Origin of the sequence: Burkholderia sp. S-53 (assembly GCF_025560745.1) — a bacterium.
GTDB lineage: Bacteria > Pseudomonadota > Gammaproteobacteria > Burkholderiales > Burkholderiaceae > Burkholderia > Burkholderia pyrrocinia.
The window spans coordinates 509830-527598 of the sequence record NZ_CP090484.1 but is presented as its reverse complement, the minus strand read 5'-3'; the positions used below and the strand labels follow the sequence as shown (position 1 = coordinate 527598).

Sequence of the window (17769 nt, the reverse complement as noted above, 5' to 3'; positions counted from 1 at the left end):
GTCAGGCTCCATGGCGGGGATCGAACACGTCGCGCAGCCCGTCGCCGAGCAGGTTGAACGCGAGGCTCACGAGCAGGATCGCGATGCCGGGCAGCGTCGCGACCCACCATGCGTCGAGCAGCACGTTGCGGCCCGACGCGACCATGAAGCCCCACTCGGGGCTTGGCGGTTGCGCACCGAGGCCGAGGAAGCCGAGGCCCGCGACGGTCAGGATGATGCCGGCCATGTCGAGCGTCGCGCGCACGATCACCGACGACATGCACAGCGGCACGATGTAGCGCAGCAGGATGCGCGGCCCCGACGCGCCTTGTAATCGCGCGGCGTGAATATAGTCGGCCTGCGCGATGCGGATCGTCTCCGCGCGCGCGAGCCGCGCATACGCGGGCCATGCGGTGATCGAGATCGCGACGACCGCGTTGATCACGCCGGGCCCGAGCGCGGCCGCGAACGCGAGCGCGAGCACGATCTTCGGGAACGCGAGCGCGACGTCGGTGATGCGCATCAGCACGCTGTCGACGAAGCCGCCGCAATAGCCGGCCGTGGTGCCGATCAGCAGGCCGATCGGCACGACGATCACGACGACGAGCAGCGCGATGCCGAGCGTGAGGCGCGAGCCGGCGATCAGCCGCGAGAGGATGTCGCGGCCGAGCTGGTCGGTGCCGAACCAGTGCGACGGCGAGCCGGGCGGCAACAGGCGGTCGGACAGCACCTGGCGCAGCGGATCGTGCGGCATGATCAGCGGGCCGACGATCGCGACGACGATCAGCGCGACGAGGATCGCGAGCCCGAACAGGTTGAGCGGGTTCGTGGCGAAACGGCGCCAGCGTCGGTACGCGAGGCCGAGCGCGGCCTGCGAGCGCGATGCGGGCGCATCGGAAAGCAGCCACGCGCGCAGCGTGAGGCGCTCGGCGTTCATGATTGGACGACCTTCGGCATCGGCGATGAAAGAAGCAGGGGGGAAGCGGTCATGTCGAAACGGCCCTCAGCGCGCACGCGGATCGAACACGCGGTACAGCGCGTCGGTCAGCAGGTTGACGGTGATGAACATCGCGCCGATCACGAGCGTCGCGCCGAGCACCGCGCTCATGTCGGCGTTCAGCAGCGCACCCGTCAGGTACGAGCCGAGCCCCGGCCAGGCGAACACGATCTCGGTCAGCACCGAGCCTTCGAGCAGATTGCTGTACGTGAGCGCGATCACGGTGAGCAGCGGCACCGCGATGTTGCCGAACGCGTGCCGCCAGATCACGCGGCGCTCCGACAGGCCCTTCGCGCGCGCGGTGACGATGTATTCCTGGCTCAACTGGTCGAGCATGAACGAGCGCGTCATGCGGCTGAGATACGCGACCGAGTAGTAACCGAGGATCGCGGCCGGCAGCGCGATGTGCGACACCGCGTTGCGGAACACGTCCCACTCGCCCGCGAGCGCCGCGTCGATCAACAGGCTGCCCGTGCGCGGGTCGACCATCCCGTCGTACACGGGATCGAGCCGGCCCGGCCCGCCGACCCAGTGCAGCCGCGCGTAGAACAGCAGCAGCCCCATCAGCCCGAGCCAGAACACCGGCACGGAATTGCCGATCAGCCCGACGAAGCGCGCGATGTGATCGATCGGCCGGTTGTGCTTCACGGCGGCCGCGACGCCGAGCGGCACGCCGATCGCGATGCCGATCAGCGTCGCGATCGTCGCCAGTTCGAGCGTGGCCGGGAACACGCGCTTGATGTCGTCGAGCACGGGGTTCGCGGTCAGCAGCGACATGCCGAGATTGCCGTGCAGCACGTCGCGCGCGTAGATCAGGAATTGCGTGACGAGCGGCTTGTCGAGCCCGAGCGCGATGCGTTCGGCCGCATACGCCTCGGCCGACGCGCGATCGCCGAGGATCGCGAGCACGGGATCGATCGGCACCTTGCGGCCGATCACGAACGTCAGCGCGAGCAGCCCCGCGAACGTGACGGCGAGCGTGAGCGCCCAGCGCAGCACGCGCAGCGCCCAGCGCACGGCCGGGCGCCGCGCGGGCAGCGTGCGCAGTGCTTCGAGGGAGGAGGCGGGAGTCGACATGCGGCGAATCTTATTGCTTCTTCAGGTTGCGGTACGACACGAGATCGTTGATCGGCCCGACTTCGAGCCCGCTCACGCCGGGCCGCGTCGCGACCTGCGCGACTTTCTCGAACATGATCACGAACGGCGAGCGCGCGAGCACTTCCTTCTGCATCGCCTGATACGACTGCGCGCGTTTCGCGGCGGTCGGTTCGGCGAGCGCGGCGTCGGTTTCCTTCGTGAGCTGCGGGATGTCCCAGCTGTTGCGCCAGGCCAGCATTTTATAGCTCGACTTGTCGGAATTGTCCGGATTCCACGCAAAGCCCTGCGCGTTGCTGTGCGGATCGATGTAGTCGGCCGACCATTCGCCGATGTAGATGTCGTGCTGGCGCGCGCGGTATTTCGCGAGCGTCTGCTTGTTGTCGCCGGGGATCAACTGCACCTTGATGCCCGCCTGCGCGAAGTTCGCCTGCACGGCCTGCGCGATCTCCGTGTACGGATAGTCGTTGCGTACGTCCATCGTCACCGAAAAGCCGGTGGGCACGCCGGCCTTCGCGAGCAGCGCCTTCGCCTTCGCGACGTCGAGCTTGTACGGATTCGCGTTCAGCGTGCCGAGGAAGCCTTCGGGCAGGAAGGTCTGGTGCACCTTGTAGGTCGTCTTCACGACATTGCCCTGGATGCCGGCATAGTCGACGAGCCACTTCAGCGCTTCCTGCACGTCGGGTTTCGCGAGCGTCGGGTTCTTCGTGTTCAGGCCGAGATACAGCAGCGTCGCCTGCGGCGATGCCGACACCTTCGCCTTGCCGGATTTCACGACCGACGCCAGATCGTCGGGGCTCAGGTCGCGTGCCGCATCGACGTCGCCGTTTTCCAGCAGCAGGCGCTGGCTCGCGGCTTCGGGCACATGGCGCAGCACGATGCGCTTCATCGCGAGCGGCAGCCGGTAGCCGTCGAAGCGCTGCAGCACGATGCTGTCGCCGGCCGTCCACTTGACCAGCTTGTACGCGCCGGAGCCGGCCTCGTTGGTCTTCAGCCACGCATTGCCGAAGTCGTTGCCCTGCTGGTGCGACAGCAGCAGCTTCTTGTCCAGCACCGACGCGGGCCACGAGCCGAGCACGTTCAGCACGAAGGTCGGCGCGTATTTGCGGTCGGTCGTGACCGAAATTGTCTGGTCGTCGAGCTTCTTCACGTTCGCCGCGACGTTCGCCTTCGTGAGGCCGATGCCGGTCAGCACGGCGGCCGGGCCCTTGTCGAGCAGCACCGCGCGCTGGATCGACCACGCGACGTCGTCGGCCGTCAGCGGGTTGCCCGAATGGAACTTGAGGCCGGGGCGCAGCTTGAACGTATAGGTCAGCCCGTCGGTGCTCACCGTCCACGACTGCGCGACATCGCCGTTGAATTTCGACGGATCGCGCAGGTCGACGCGCACGAGCCGGTCGTACGTGTTCGCGACGTATTCCTCCGGCACCAGCTCGTAGATCTCGCCCGGGTCGAGCGTCGTGAATTCGTCGAGCAGCGTGGCCATCACGAACAGGTCCTTCGGCGTTTCCGCGCGCGCGGCGGAAAGCGGAACGGCGGCGAGAACGGACGCGGCGGCCAGCGCCGCGACGAGCCGGGAGGTCAGGGGTTTCATGTGCGCTCCATCGTGAGGTGAACGTGCAATGGGTGAACGTAAAACGGCAACGGGACGTGCATCACATCAGGCGCCACGGGCCGCTCGCCGCGTTGTCGATCTGCGGCAACGCGCGCGAGTCAGGCAGTTCGTAGTGCCACCATTCGCTGTCGATGTGCGCGAAGCCGGCCGCGTGCATCACGCCGAGCAGCAGCAGGCGGTTGCGTTGCACGGCTTCGGGCAGCCCCGCGTGGAGGTGGCCGGATGCGGCGACCATCTCGTCGAAGCCCGTGCCCATGTCGAGCGGCTCGCCGTTCGCGCCGACCAGCGTCAGGTCGAGCGCGGTGCCGCGGCTGTGATTCGAGCCGCGGCCGAGATCGGCGATGAAGTCCGGATCGGGCAGGAAATCCCACAGCACCTGCTGCGCTTGCGGCGGCCGGTACGCGTCGTAGATGCGCAGCGTGAAACCGGCCTGCGCGGCGATGTCGACCGCGCGGCGCAATGCGGCTGCGGCCGGCTCCAGCAGCAGGCAGTGTGCGCGACGGTAGATCGGCTTGCCGGTCAGGTTGCGGTCGGTCGCGTAGACGAGATCGAGGTCGACGCGATGCGTGGCGGGTGTGATTTCGACGAGGCGGTGGTCGTTCATCGGCGGTTCGGGTTCATTCAGGCTCGCTCAGGATTCGAATTGGTCGAACGTGTGCTGCAGTTCGCGGTTGCGCGCGACGCGCCGGTCGATCGCGGGGCCGAGGCGATCGACAACGGCCGTGATCAGCAGGTTGAACAGGCAGGTGAGCGGCGCGAGCGAATCCCAGAACTGGCCGACGTCGGTCTTCACCTGCAGCAGGTCGGCCGGCCATTCGCGCGCCCACGGGCACGAGAGATCGGTGACCAGCGCGAACGGCTGCCCGCGCTCGGCGGCCGCCTGGCAATAGCGGCGCGCGCTGCGCGAATACGCACGTGTGTCGGTGACGATGCAGTACGGCCGCTCGAATTCGGAGTTCAGCGAATCGACATACGAACCCGACTGGCCGTCGGAATAGAACACGCGCGGGCGCAGGTATTCGAGGTAGCTGCTGAACGCGTTGCTGATCCCGCGCGTCGACTGGATGCCGAGGATGAACACGGCGTCGGCCTGCGCGATGCGGTCGGCGACCTGCGCGAACACGGGGCCTTCGGCGAGCCGGTACACGTGACGGATCGCATCGAGCTCGCGTTCGAGCGACGATGCGAGCGTGCCGTCGCTGCCGCTGCCTTCGACCGGTTGCGTGCCGGCGACGCGGCGGTATTCGTCGAGCCGGTCGGTGATCATCCACGGGCGATCGCCGCCGCCGCGCAACTCGCGCTTCAGGTCGTCGAGATTGCGGTAGCCGACGCTGCGCAGGAAGCGCCCGACCGAGATGCCGCTCGTGCCGGCCTGCTGCGCGATCTGGTCGGCCGTCTCGAGCCCGAGCCGGTCGAGATTCGCGAGCATGTAGCTCGCGATCCGCTTCGCGGTCGGCGTCAGCTCGGCATAGCGGGATTCGACGGTACGGGCGAACGCGCAGGTCATCGGATGTTAGATCGTTGTCGTCGGATGATCGAATGTCATCCATCTAACAAAGCCAAAATCATTCGCGCCAGCGGATAAAAACTATGGTGTGAGGATAGGTGATAGGGTCGAAAACGCGTTCGAAGGCGGGAGGCGGGGGGCATGCAATGGCCCTTTTTATGTCTGTCAGGCATATTTTGTGTTTATGCCTGTGGGGAATAATTTGCGTTTATGCCTGTCAGGAATATACTGCGTTTATTGCCTACGGGAATCCGCGCCGTGAATTTCATCGTCAATACGCCCGCGCAACTGGGCGAAATCCTGTCTTCCGCGCGTCAGGCCAAGGGCCTGACGCAAGCCGAAGCGGCCGGGCGAATCGGCGTGGGCCAATCGCGTCTGTCGCTGCTCGAATCCACGCGGACCGAAAGCCTGTCGCTCAGCCAGTTGCTGGAGCTGACGGCGCTGTACGGCCTCGAACTCAGCATCCGCACGAAGGACGGGCGCGACTCAGCCAACGTCGAGTGGTAAGCGATGGGACGCAAATCGCACACTCGCGCGTTGTCGATCTGGACGAATGGCCAGCGGGTCGGCACATGGCGGATTCCCGCGCGCGGCGACATGGAGCTGCTGTACGACGCCGGCTGGAAACAGTCGGCTGTCGGCCGCCCGTTGTCGCTGTCGCTGCCGTTCGGTGTCGGCGACGCGCCGCTGCGCGGCGAACGCGTCAATCATTACTTCGACAACCTGCTGCCGGACAGCGACGCCATTCGGCGCCGATTGGCCGCCCGGTTCGGCACGGCGACGACCGAGCCGTTCGATCTGCTCGCCGCGCTCGGTCGTGATTGCGTCGGGGCAGTGCAATTGCTCGGCGAAGACGATGCGCCAGCCGGCCTGGATCGTATCGACGGTACGCCGCTGTCGGACGACGACGTTGCACGCGTGCTCGATCAGGCGAGCGGTGTGGCGACGGGAGCCGGGGACGATGACGATTTCCGGCTGTCGCTGGCCGGTGCGCAGGAAAAGACCGCACTGCTGTTTCACGACGGACGCTGGATGCGCCCGCATGGCGCCACGCCGACGACGCATATTGTCAAGTTGCCGCTCGGGCTGGTCGGCAACAAGCGGGCCGATCTCACGGCCTCTGTCGAGAACGAGTGGCTGTGTCTTGCGATCCTGCGAGCGTTCGGCCTGCCGGCCGCGAATGCGGAAATCGTGCGTTTCGGCGCGCACAAGGTGCTATCGGTCGAGCGGTTCGATCGTACGTTGCATCGTGACGGCGGGTGGCTGTTGCGCTTGCCGCAGGAGGACTTCTGCCAGGCGCTCGGCGTGCCGCCTCACCTGAAGTACGAGTCGCAGGGCGGCCCCGGCGTGCCCGACCTGGCGAGCCTCCTGCGCCGTTCGGAAACGGCGCGGGAAGATCTCGACACACTGTTCGCGGCCCTGATCGTGTTCTGGATGCTTGCCGCACCGGACGGGCATGCGAAGAACTTCAGCCTGCGCCTGCTGCCGGGCGGCCGATTCCGCCTCACGCCGCTCTACGACGTGATGTCGATCTGGCCGGTCGAAGGCGATGGCGCGAACCAGTGGTCGTGGCACAAGGCAAAGCTCGCGATGGCCGTGCACGGCAAGCGCAAGCATTATGCAATGCGTGACATTACGCGACGGCACTTCACCGCGATGGCCGAAACCTGTTTGCTCGGCGATATCGCGACGCCGATCGTCGAACGTCTCATCAACAAGACGCCGCACGTGATCGAGTCGGTCGGCGCTGCATTGCCTCCCGGGTTTCCGGCGAGGGTCGCGGAGCGCATTCTGGGCGGATTGCGATTCGCCGCGCGGCGGCTCGACGAAATGCCGCGGGAGTAAACCGCGCGTCGTCCCGGCCCGGTTGGCTGCCGTTCGACGTATCGGCATTCGTCTGTTTTCGTTTACGCGATCAGTTATCCGAATCGACGGCATCGCATCGCGATGGCCGCCTACTGCTGCATGTCCGGCGCTTCGCGCAGCCGCCAGATCGCGTTGCACTGCTGGCCGCCGAGGCTCGTCGAACGCAGCGTGATGACGCTGCCGGCCGCGACCTGGTACCAGAAATGCGCCATCAGTTCGGTGCCTTTGCGCTGCGGCTGCCCATCGATCAGCACTTCGCACCGCAGCGGCGACGGCGAGCCGGACGGGTGCGTGATGTAGATGTTCAGGCGCGCAATGTCGCGCGTCGCGGTGAACACGACTTCGTGGTTCCCGCTGCCGACCAGCATCGTGCCGCCCGGTTCATCGATGGCCTGCAGGTAGGCGCCCGCGCTGCCCTCGATCGCGGCTGCCGACACGGTCAGCCCGGCCGTGCGCACGTACTCCGTTGCAGCGATGCGTGCGGCAACGGCATCGGACTGCGCCGGCGTGCCGTCCGACAGCGCGAACGGTGCGCCGTCGCACAGTGCGGCGTCGACGTGGTTCGCGTAGTAGCGCCACCGGTCGAAGAAGCGGATATCGCCGGTCATGTGCAGCGCGCGGATCGGCTCGCCGTGGTACCGGAGCGTCGTGCTGCCGTCGCTCGCGTCGAACGATTCGTGAATGCCGTACTTGCTGACGAAGTTCTGGACCGGATCGAGCAGCGCCGTCTCGCCCTGTGCGCTCCACAGGTGAAGGAACGTCGTATCGATGCCGAAGCATTCCTGGAAATCGGTGCCGATGCGGGCGATGCAGTCGCGCAGGTGGTTCGCGTAGCGCGCCCATGCGTCGGCCGTTCCGGCAACGAGCCCGGCCTGCAGCGCGTTGCCGTGGCGTGCATTGACTTCGTCGACGACGAGGCGCCAGTGATGGTCGCGTCGCTCGCCGATCAGCGGCGTGACGACGAACGTGCAGAACAGCGGGTCGGGGCACACGTGGATCCGGTCGTCGCCGATCTGCGAGAACAGGTCGAACTCGGGGGCACAGAACCAGATGTCGGCGTCGTACAGCGCGAGCTTGCGGATCTGCGGGTTGCGAGCGCAGTACTCGGCGGCCTCGATGAAGCGGCCGACCGGCAGCGCATACGCGCTCGACGCGTCGATCACGTCGACCGACTGGCTCGCGAGGATCTGCCGCTTGCGTTCGGACAGCCCGTAGCCGATCACTGCGATCCGCCCGTCGTAGCCGGTGTGCCGCAGCGACAGCAGGAACGGTACGAGCATTTCGTACCATGCGCGGTTGTTGTCGTTGATCGCCACGCAGACCGCGTGCTCGCTCGGATGCATGTTCTGTTCCCGTTGCGCGCACCCGGGCGCGCATCCTGTTTTCGTCGGTGACGCGAATTCGGAGGCTTTCATCGCCGCCGGGCGCGGCCGGCCTCCCGTGGCGTCGGTCATTGTAGATCGCCGCCGCCGCACGGCATAGCGCCGGCGCGGCAGGCCGCGGCGATTACCCGCGCGCCGGCATGGCCGGCCGCGCGGGCAGCCGCGATTACTTCGCCAGCGTACGGTATGACACGAGGTCGTTGATCGGCCCGATTTCCGGCCCGGTCGTGCCGGGGCGCGTCGCGACCTGCACGACCTTCTCGAACATGATGATGAACGGCGAGTTCGCGAGCACGGCCTTCTGCAGCGCTTCGTAGCGCTGCGCGCGCTTCGCGGGCGACGGCTCGACGAGGGCGGCCTCGGTGTCCTTCGTCAGTTGCGGAATGTCCCAGCTGTTGCGCCACGCGAGCATCTTCGTCGGCGACTGGTCCGAGTTGTCAGGATTCCACGCGAAGCCGCGCGCGTTGCTGTTCGGGTCCATGTAGTCGGGCGACCATTCGCCGATGAAGATGTCGTGCTGGCGCGCGCGGTACTTGCCGATCGCCTGCTTCGCATCGCCGGGGATCAGCTTCACGCGGATGCCGCCCTGTGCGAAGTTGGCCTGCAGCGCCTGCGCGATCTCGAGGTACGGATAGTCGTTCGGCATGTCCATCGTCACGTCGAAACCGTTCGGCAAGCCGGCCTTCGCGAGCAGCGCCTTCGCCTTCGCGACGTCCTGCTTGTACGGCCGCGCGTTCAGCGTGCCGAGGAAGCCTTCGGGCAGGAAGGTTTCGTGCACCTTGTAGGTCGTGCTGACGATGTTGCGCTGGATGCCGTCGTAGTCGACGAGCCATTTCATCGCCTGCTGCACGTCGGGCTTCGCGAGGTTCGGGTTCTTCGTATTCAGGCTCAGGTACAGCAGCGCGGATACCGGCCACGACGCGACCTTGATCTTGCCGGCCTTCGTCAGCGCGGCAAGGCTGTCGGGGCTCAGGTTGCGCGCGGCGTCGGCGTCGCCGTTCTCCAGCAGCAGCCGCTGCGCGGACGCTTCGGGCACGTGGCGCAGCACGACGCGCTTCATCGGGTACGGCGTGCGGTATTTGTCGAAACGCTGCAGCACGATGCTTTCGTTCGGCGTCCACTTGACGAGCTGGTACGGGCCCGAGCCCGCGTCGTTGGTCCTGAGCCAGCCGCTGCCGAAATCGTTGCCTTCCTGGTGCGACAGCAGCAGCTTCTTGTCGAACACCGATGCCGGGCACGCGCTCAGCACGTTGAGCACGAAGCTCGGCGCGTATTTGCGGTCGGTTTCGAGCACGACGGTTTGCGGGTCGATCGCGCGCACCTTCTGCATCACGTTCGCCTTCGTGAGGCCGAGATCGGCGAGCACGCCTGCCGGCCCCTTGTCGAGCAGGATGGTGCGCTGCAGCGACCACGCGACGTCGTCGGCGGTCACCGGGTTGCTGGAATGGAACGTGAGGCCGGCGCGCAGCTTGAACGTGTAGGTCACGCCGTCGGCGCCGACCGTCCACGATTGCGCGATCTGCCCGTTGAATTTGGTCGGGTCCTTCAGGTCGACGCGCACCAGGCGTTCGTAGGTGTTCGCGACGTACTCGGACGGCACCAGTTCGTAGATCCCGCTCGGGTCGAGGGTCGTGAATTCGCCGAGCTGTGTGGCGACGACGAAGATGCCGGGCGGCGTGGCAGCCTGCGCCGGCAGCGCCGGGACAAGCGCGACGAGTGCGGCGCTGACGAACAGCCGGGACAGCAGGTGCTTCATGCGGGCTCCGTTGAAAGGGAATCGTGGGTGCGATTCTCTCATCGACGGCCACCCGGATGAAAATATTCGATGCGCGCGCGATGCGGCGCGCAGGTGACGGCCGGGCGGGCGCCCGGCGCCGGCAGGTGTGGGATCAGATCACGCAGCGCGCGATCGCGAAGCGCATCGCTTCCTCGGGTGGCTCGCTGCCCGAGCCGCGTACGACCTTGACGACCGAACCGTTGCCCGACGGCGTGAGCGTGACGAAGTACGAGTTCGAGCCGACGGAAAGGTCGGTCACGCCGTTGTGCTGCGACTGCTCGGTGCCCGACAGGCGGCTGTCGAGGCAGTTGGCGATCGCGTGGGCCGGACGTTGCGACGACACGTAGATCATCGGCGTTGCGCCGGATGACGAGGCCGAGTCGGACGAGGGCGCGGAACCGCAGGCGGCGAGCAGGGCGGCGGGAAGGAGCAGCAGGAATCGTTTCATGGTCGGATCGTCGAGTGTCTCGTATCGAGGCTGGGGCGCGGGGGAGGCGAAACGCGAAGCTTCGCGACGAAACCGCCCGGAATCGGACCGTTCTTGACGGTCGATTACGGCAAGCGGCTGACGACGGAGTATACCCGCGGCATTTGACGCGGATCGTGCGTTGAAACGATTCGATACAACAACAAGCACCCGCTGCCGCGCGGCGGCAGCGGGCGTTTCAGGTGAAGGCGATTGGGCGCTTGTTGTGGTCGCTTACTGGCCGATCTTGTTGCTGACCGCATTTTCCTGCTGGTTCAGCACGCGCTGTTCGCTCTTGGTGATGTGGCCGTGATCCTGCGCGGCCATGGCCCGCTCTTCCCGGCGGATATTGCGGTCGTCGCGGTGCAGGCGTGCGGCCTGTGCGTGCGACATCTCGCCCTCCTTCACTTCGTGATGGATGCGGCGATTCTGGTTTGCGAGACGCTGGTTGACCTCTTCGCGGCGCGGATGCGCCTGCTGCCACGGCGTGTCGGCGAACGCGGTGCCGGTCAGCACCGACATCAGGGTGGCGGCGATCGCGAGATGGCGGGTAAGGGCTCGCATGGTGTTTTCTCCTGTCGTTGTGCGTCCGAATCGTGGGCGCTTGACGAAAAAACGCGCGGCCGGCGCCGCCTGTTGACGTTCCAACCTGTATCGATTGCAAGCGTTCGTTACGTCTGCCGTTTGCGGCGTGTCAGCTGAGGCGATAGGCCTTGCAGGGCGTCACTTCCGCCGGCAACGGCTCGCGGTTCAGTTCGAGCAGCGTGCGCTCGATCTGCCGCGTGATCGCATCGAGTGCGAGATGGTTCGGCCCGTCGCCGAAAGGCTCGGCGATCGCATGTGCAATAGCGTCGAGCGCGATCAGCGTATACGCGACGAACACGGAGACGAACGGCGTCGCCGCGCCGATCGAGTCGACGAGGCCGAACGGCAGCAGCACGCAGTACGCATAGATGGTCCGGTGCAGCAGCACGTCGTATGAGAACGGGATCGGCGTCGAAGCAATGCGCTCGCAGCCGCTCACCATCGCGACGAGCTCGTCGAGGCGCGCGTCGAGCATCCACAGGCGCGTATCGGCGAGGCGGCCGGTGTTGGCGCGCGCGGAGAATGCTTCGCGCAGCCCGTGCACGATCGCGACCGGTCGGAATCGGGAGGCGGCGACGCGCGCGTAGGTGTCGCTGTCGAGCAGCGCGCGCAGGTCCGCGGCCGGATCGGTGCCGCGCAGTTGATGCTTGAGCGCATAGACGAACGCGACGACGGTCCGCACGAACGCGCGCCGCGCGTCGTCGTCGTGATCGACCGCGCCGTAGCAGAGCGCCTGCGACACCAGCGTGCGCGTGGCGGTCAGCACGCCGCCCCACAGTTGCCGCGCCTCGCGGTAGCGGTCGTAGCTCGCGTTGTTGCGAAACCCCGCGAAGATGGCCAGCGTCAGGCCGATCAGCGTAAACGGCGTCGGGTTCAGCGGCACCTTCTCGCCGAGCACGCGGCCGCCGCCCCACACGGCGACGAGGCTGATCGCGAGCGTCAGCACGAGCTGCGGCAGGATGGTCGGCAGCACCGAGCCGTTCCACACGAGCAGCATCCGCAGCCAGTGCTCGCGCGGCCGAACGATCATCGTCGGGCTCCGTCAGGCGGCGATCGATGCCGGCGCGGCCGCGCGATGCAGCAGCACGGGCACCGACTTCGACGTCGGCGTGTTGCACACGTCGCCGACGCTGTCGAGCGGCACGAGCGGATTGGTTTCCGGGTAGTACGCGCCGATGCAGCCGTGCGGGATGTCGTACTCGACGAGCAGGAAGCCGTCCGCGCGCCGCTCGATGCCGTCGTGCCACACGGTTTCCATGTCGACCCAGTCGCCGGCCTTCAGCCCGAGCATCGCGAGATCGTCGCGGTTCGCGAACACCACGCGGCGCTGGCCGAACACGCCGCGATAGCGGTCGTCGAGCCCGTAGACGGTCGTGTTGTACTGGTCGTGCGAGCGCGTCGTCATCAGCGTCATCAGGCGTTCGCCGTGCAGTGCGCGGGCGCGCTGGATCGGCGTGTCGGTCGGCAGTGCGTGCGCGATGAAGTTCGCCTTGCCCGTCGGCGTGAGCCATTCGCGGTCGCGCGATGCGACGCGCAGGTGGAAGCCGCCCGGCCGCGCGATGCGCGTGTTGTAGTCGTAGAAGCCGTCGAGCGTCGCCTCGATCGCGTCGCGGATCTTCGCGTAGTCGTCCTTGTATGCGAGCCAGTCGATCTTGCCGCTGCCGAACAGCGCGTGGCCCATGTGCGCGACGATCGCGGGTTCCGACATCAGGTTCGGCGACGCCGGCTTGTTCATCCCGTACGACACGTGAACCATGCTCATCGAATCCTCGACCGTCACGCCTTGCGCGACGTTGTCCTGCAGGTCGATCTCGGTGCGGCCGAGCGTCGGCAGGATCAGCGCGTCGCGGCCGTGGATCAGGTGGCTGCGGTTCAGCTTCGTCGTGATATGCACCGACAGGTCGCAGCGGCGCATGCCTTCCCACGTGCGCGGCGTGTCGGGCGTCGCCATCGCGAAGTTGCCGCCGAGGCCGATCAGTACCTTCACGTGGCCTTCGAGCATCCCTTCGATCGTCTCGACGACGTCGTAGCCGTGGTGGCGCGGCGGTTCGAAATCGAACACGTGGCCCAGCCGGTCGAGGAACGCCTGCGACGGCTTTTCCTCGATGCCGACCGTGCGGTTGCCCTGCACGTTCGAGTGGCCGCGCACCGGGCACAGGCCCGCACCGGGGCGGCCGATGTTGCCGCGCATCAGCATCAGGTTCGTCAGCATCTGCACGGTGGCGACCGAATGCTTGTGCTGCGTGATGCCCATGCCCCACGTCGCGATCACGCGCTCGCTGCGCGCATAGAGCTGCGCAAGGCCGTCGATCTGCTCGTACGGCACGCCGCTTTCGGCCGTCAGCGCGGACCAGCTTTCGTTGCGCAGGTCGTCGGCGAATGCGTCGAAGCCGGCCGTGTGCTCGCCGATGAACGCGGTGTCGAGCACGCGCGGCGCACCGGCGGCGCGCGCCGCGTCGTCGAGTTCGAGCACGCGTTTCGCCATCCCCTTGATCAGCGCGAAATCGCCGCCGATCGTCGGCTGGATGAACGTCGATGCGATCTTTGTACCCGACATCGTCAGCATCTCGAGCGGGCTTTGCGGATCGGCGAAGCGTTCGAGGCCGCGCTCCTTCAGCGGGTTGATCGACACGATCGTCGCGCCGCGCTTCGCGCATTCGCGCAGTTCGCCCATCATCCGCGGGTGGTTGGTCGCGGGGTTCTGGCCGAAGATCAGCAGCGTGTCCGCGTGCTCGAAATCGTCGAGCGTGACGGTGCCCTTGCCGACGCCGACCGAGGCCGGCAGCCCGCGGCTCGTCGCCTCGTGGCACATGTTCGAGCAATCGGGGAAGTTGTTCGTGCCGTACAGGCGCACGAGTAGCTGGTACAGGAACGCCGCTTCGTTGCTTGCGCGGCCGGATGTGTAGAACGCGGCCTGGTTCGGGTCGGGCAGCGCGCGCAGGTGACGCGCGATCAGTTCGAACGCGTCGTCCCACGCGATCGGCACGTAGCGGTCGGACTGCGCGTCGTACACCATCGGGTCGGTGAGCCGGCCGTGCTGTTCGAGTTCGAAGTCCGACTGTTCGAGCAGCTCGGCGACCGTGTGCGCGGCGAAGAATTCGGGCGTCACGCGCTTGCTCGTCGCCTCGGCGGCCACCGCCTTCACGCCGTTCTCGCAGAATTCGAACGTCGATGCGTGCTGGCGGTCGGGCCACGCGCAGCCGGGGCAGTCGAAGCCGTCCGGCTGGTTCTGGCGCAGCAGCGTACGGTAGTTGCCGCCGGCGACCTTTTCCTTTATCAGGTTGATCGTGACGGCTTTCAGCGCGCCCCAGCCGGCGGCCGGGTGGGTATACGGTTCGATGCGCGCGGTGGCGGATTTCTTTTTCATGATGCAGCGGGTGTCGGGGTCGATGCGTGCAGAGTACGCGCGGCACCCGTCCGGCTGTGTGTACACCTGTTCACTTCAAAAAAGAGTACAGTTGCGACCATTCAACCAGTGCGGATCGCAACTGTGTTGTTGAATGGAAATTGAAAGGAAGTCGCGTGAAGCGTTACGAACAACTCGCCGACGATCTCCACGCACAGATCGAGCGCGGCGTGTACCGGCCCGGCGAGCGGATTCCGTCGGTGCGGCAGGCGAGCCGGCAGCAGCAGCTCAGCGTCACGACGGTACTGCGCGCGTACCTCGTGCTGGAAAGCCGCGGCCTGATCGAAAGCCGGCCGCAGTCGGGCTATTTCGTGCGGGCGCGCGCGGCGGCGCCGGCCGAGGCCGAGCTGCACATGTCGGCGCCGGCCGCCGAGCCGTCGGCGGTGGACGTGAGCCGGCTCGTGCTGTCGACGCTGCGCTCGATCGCGCGCGACGACGCGGTGCCGCTCGGCTCGCCGTATCCCGATGCATCGCAGTTCCCGGTGCAGCGCCTCGCGCGCTATGCGCAGGCGATCGGACGCCGCCGCACGCGCTGGGGCGTGATCGACGACTTGCCGCCCGGCAACCAGGAACTGATCCGCCAGATCGCGCGGCGTTATGCGGAGCGCGGGATCGCGGTCGAGCCGGGCGAGATCGTGATGACGATCGGCGCGACCGAGGCGATCAACCTGTGCCTGCAGGCTGTCGCGAAGCCGGGCGACACGATCGCCGTCGAGTCGCCGACGTTCTACGCGATGCTGCACGCGATCGAGCGGATGGGCATGCGCGCGCTCGAAGTCGCGACGCACCCGGGCGACGGCATCGATCTCGACGCGCTCGAACGGATCCTCGAGCGCGAGCGGATCGCTGCGTGCATGGTGATGCCGAATTTCCAGAATCCGCTCGGCTTCCAGATGCCGGACGCGCGCAAGCGTGCGCTCGTCGAGCTGCTGGCGAAGCACGGCGTGCCGGCGATCGAGAGCGACGTCTATCACGAGCTGCATTTCGGCGACACGACACCGGGCGCGCTGAAATCGTTCGACCGCGACGGGCTCGTGCTGCATTGCGCGTCGTTCACGAAGAGCCTGTCACCGCGCTACCGGATCGGCTGGGCGATGCCCGGCCGCTACCGCGACCAGGTCGAGAAGCTGAAATTCCTGAACACGCTCGCGACGCCCGCGATCGAGCAACTGGCGATCGCCGAGTACCTGAAATACGACGGCTACGATTTCCACCTGCGGCGCATGCGCAAGCTGTACGCGCAGCAGGCGAGCCTGATGAGCGCGATGGTGCGGCGTTTCTTTCCGGAAGGTACGCGGCTGTCGCAGCCGCAGGGCGGCTATGTGCTGTGGGTCGAGCTGCCGCCGCAGGTCGATGCGATGAAGCTTTACACGCTCGCGCTCGCGCAGCGGATCACGGTCGGGCCCGGGCACATGTTTTCGGCGGGCACCGATTACCGGCATTTCATCCGGCTCAACTACAGCTATCCGTGGTCGCGGCAGATCGAGGAAGCGCTGAAGGTGCTGGGGCGGCTCGCGTCGGAGTGCGCGGCGCGGTGAGCGGTGCCGTGCCCGGTGGCAGGCGGCGGCCGAAGACCGGCCACCGTGTCGTGTATCAACCCGCGCGCGGTGTCGGCAGCCCGGCTTGCGCGGCGCCGGCCATCTGCCGCATGTCGAAGCCCGACGGGTGCTGGTACACGCGCAGCCCGAACTCCGGCAGCACCGCGATCAGGTGATCGAACAGATCGGCCTGGATGGTTTCGTAGTCGACCCACGACGTCGTATCGGTGAAGCAGTACAGTTCGAGCGGAATGCCTTCGGCCGTGAGCGGCAACTGCCGCGCCATGCACGTCATGTCGCGGCGGATCCGCGGATGGCCCTTCAGGTAGTTCGCGACATACGCGCGGAACGTGCCGAGATTCGTCAACTGGCGGCGGTTCGCCGGGCAGTCGCCGGCCGCGCCGAGCGTACCGTTCCACTGCTCGATCGCGTCGACTTTGTCCTCGAGATAATCCTTCAGCAGCGTCAGGCGTTCGAGCCGTTCGATCTCTTCATTGGAGAGAAAGCGCACGCTCGTCGCGTCGACGAACAGCGCGCGCTTGATGCGGCGGCCGCCCGCTTCGGTCATCCCGCGCCAGTTCTGGTAGCTCTCGGTGATCAGTTTCCAGGTCGGCACGGTGATGATCGTGTGATCGAAGTTCGCGACCTTCACGGTGTTCAGCGTGATGTCGATGACCGTGCCGTCCGCGCCGGCCGACGGCATCGTGATCCAGTCGCCGATCCGCAGCATGTCGTTCGACGACAGTTGCACGCCCGCGACGAGGCCGAGCAGCGTGTCCTTGAAGATCAGCATCAGCACCGCGGACATCGCGCCGATGCCGGACAGCAGCAGGCCGATCTGCTTGCCGGTCGCATCGCCGATCACGACGAGCGCGGCCGTGATGAACATCACGAGCTTGACGAGCTGCATCGCGCCTTTCAGCGACAGGCGCGGCTGGTCGCGATGGTGCGTGCGATGCGTGTGTTCGAGCGCGGACAGCGTCGCGCTGATCGTCATCGTCACGAGGAACACGATCAGCGCGAACAGCACCTTGTCGGCGGCTTGCGCGGCTGTGCCCGGAATATCGGGCACCGCGCCGAGACCGAGCTTGATCACGACGAACGGGACGATGCGGTTCAGCCATTTGAACGCGCCGAACTCGAACAGCGCGTCGTCGACGCGCGTGGCCGACAGCCGCGCGAGCCGCGCGACCACGCGAAACAGCAGGAAATGGACGGCCGCGGTGATCGCACCGGCGGCGGCGAGCAGGACGAGGAGGCCGACGAGCGGCGCAAACCAGGATTCGTTCAAGGTCATGACGGCAGACAGGGGCGTTCTTGTGCGTTGAATCGGCGCCGCGGTGCGGCGCGCGCCCGGTGAAGGGCGCATGAAAGGGACCGTGATTGTGCCATCGGGTTCCGGGTGCATGCGTCGAACGCGTGTCGAGCGGCTCCCGAACATCCTCACCATTGCGCAGGTATCCTCTGTAATCCGGTGACGGCAAATGACGATGACGCATCACCGCAAGCCGATGTGTGCACTGGTCACCGGATGCACCGCACGCATGCCCGCGATC

The 17769-nt window shown here is 66.7% G+C and carries 15 protein-coding genes; 3 read left to right on the top strand and 12 right to left on the bottom strand.

Annotation, left to right across the window (positions count from 1 at the left end; translation table 11 throughout):
* Window position 1: 1 nt before the first annotated feature.
* From nikC to sapR, 5 genes are all read right to left on the bottom strand, one after another.
* Window positions 2-916 carry a nickel transporter permease gene (nikC, locus tag LXM88_RS24510; protein ID WP_096474060.1) on the bottom strand — a complete coding sequence of 305 codons (915 nt, stop codon included), beginning with the start codon at window positions 914-916 and terminating at the stop codon, window positions 2-4.
* Between the two features lie 66 nt (window positions 917-982).
* A complete protein-coding gene (locus LXM88_RS24505; protein ID WP_175680794.1) occupies window positions 983-2053 on the bottom strand; it encodes an ABC transporter permease in 1071 nt (356 codons plus the stop codon).
* A gap of 10 nt (window positions 2054-2063) precedes the next feature.
* On the bottom strand, window positions 2064-3665 hold the full coding sequence (locus tag LXM88_RS24500; RefSeq protein WP_262545051.1) for an ABC transporter substrate-binding protein: 1602 nt from the start codon (window positions 3663-3665) through the stop codon (window positions 2064-2066).
* Between the two features lie 61 nt (window positions 3666-3726).
* Window positions 3727-4290, bottom strand: coding sequence for a D-alanyl-D-alanine dipeptidase (ddpX, locus tag LXM88_RS24495; protein WP_262545050.1), 564 nt, complete (start codon window positions 4288-4290; stop codon window positions 3727-3729).
* Between the two features lie 27 nt (window positions 4291-4317).
* The gene (sapR, locus tag LXM88_RS24490; RefSeq protein ID WP_262545049.1) at window positions 4318-5193 is read right to left on the bottom strand and encodes a sap1 transcriptional regulator SapR; all 876 of its coding nucleotides are present in this window, start codon (window positions 5191-5193) and stop codon (window positions 4318-4320) included.
* Between the two features lie 258 nt (window positions 5194-5451).
* On the opposite strand from sapR, the gene LXM88_RS24485 reads away from it, so the two are divergent.
* Window positions 5452-5700 carry a helix-turn-helix domain-containing protein gene (locus LXM88_RS24485; RefSeq protein ID WP_262545048.1) on the top strand — a complete coding sequence of 83 codons (249 nt, stop codon included), beginning with the start codon at window positions 5452-5454 and terminating at the stop codon, window positions 5698-5700.
* Window positions 5701-5703: 3 nt separating this feature from the next.
* Complete coding sequence (locus LXM88_RS24480; RefSeq protein WP_262545046.1) at window positions 5704-7038, top strand: type II toxin-antitoxin system HipA family toxin; 1335 nt, start codon at window positions 5704-5706, stop codon at window positions 7036-7038.
* Between the two features lie 110 nt (window positions 7039-7148).
* Here LXM88_RS24480 and LXM88_RS24475 read toward each other — a convergent pair whose 3' ends face one another.
* From LXM88_RS24475 to LXM88_RS24450, 6 genes are all read right to left on the bottom strand, one after another.
* The gene (locus tag LXM88_RS24475; protein WP_262545045.1) at window positions 7149-8402 is read right to left on the bottom strand and encodes a hypothetical protein; all 1254 of its coding nucleotides are present in this window, start codon (window positions 8400-8402) and stop codon (window positions 7149-7151) included.
* 205 nt (window positions 8403-8607) lie between these two features.
* Complete coding sequence (locus tag LXM88_RS24470; RefSeq protein WP_262545043.1) at window positions 8608-10197, bottom strand: ABC transporter substrate-binding protein; 1590 nt, start codon at window positions 10195-10197, stop codon at window positions 8608-8610.
* A gap of 133 nt (window positions 10198-10330) precedes the next feature.
* Window positions 10331-10666, bottom strand: a complete 336-nt coding sequence (locus LXM88_RS24465) for a sugar ABC transporter ATPase (protein WP_262545042.1) — start codon at window positions 10664-10666, stop codon at window positions 10331-10333.
* A 252-nt stretch (window positions 10667-10918) separates the two neighbouring features.
* Window positions 10919-11248 (bottom strand): hypothetical protein, encoded by a 330-nt coding sequence (locus LXM88_RS24460; protein WP_262545041.1) that lies wholly within the window; start codon window positions 11246-11248, stop codon window positions 10919-10921.
* Between the two features lie 130 nt (window positions 11249-11378).
* Window positions 11379-12299 (bottom strand): bestrophin family protein, encoded by a 921-nt coding sequence (locus tag LXM88_RS24455; protein WP_262545040.1) that lies wholly within the window; start codon window positions 12297-12299, stop codon window positions 11379-11381.
* A gap of 12 nt (window positions 12300-12311) precedes the next feature.
* A complete protein-coding gene (locus LXM88_RS24450; protein ID WP_262545038.1) occupies window positions 12312-14636 on the bottom strand; it encodes an FdhF/YdeP family oxidoreductase in 2325 nt (774 codons plus the stop codon).
* 155 nt (window positions 14637-14791) lie between these two features.
* Between LXM88_RS24450 and LXM88_RS24445 the strand changes: the two genes are divergently transcribed.
* On the top strand, window positions 14792-16213 hold the full coding sequence (locus tag LXM88_RS24445; protein ID WP_262545037.1) for an aminotransferase-like domain-containing protein: 1422 nt from the start codon (window positions 14792-14794) through the stop codon (window positions 16211-16213).
* A 55-nt stretch (window positions 16214-16268) separates the two neighbouring features.
* Here the strand turns inward: LXM88_RS24445 and LXM88_RS24440 are convergent, their stop codons facing one another.
* A complete protein-coding gene (locus LXM88_RS24440; protein ID WP_262545036.1) occupies window positions 16269-17510 on the bottom strand; it encodes a mechanosensitive ion channel family protein in 1242 nt (413 codons plus the stop codon).
* Window positions 17511-17769 lie beyond the last annotated feature (259 nt).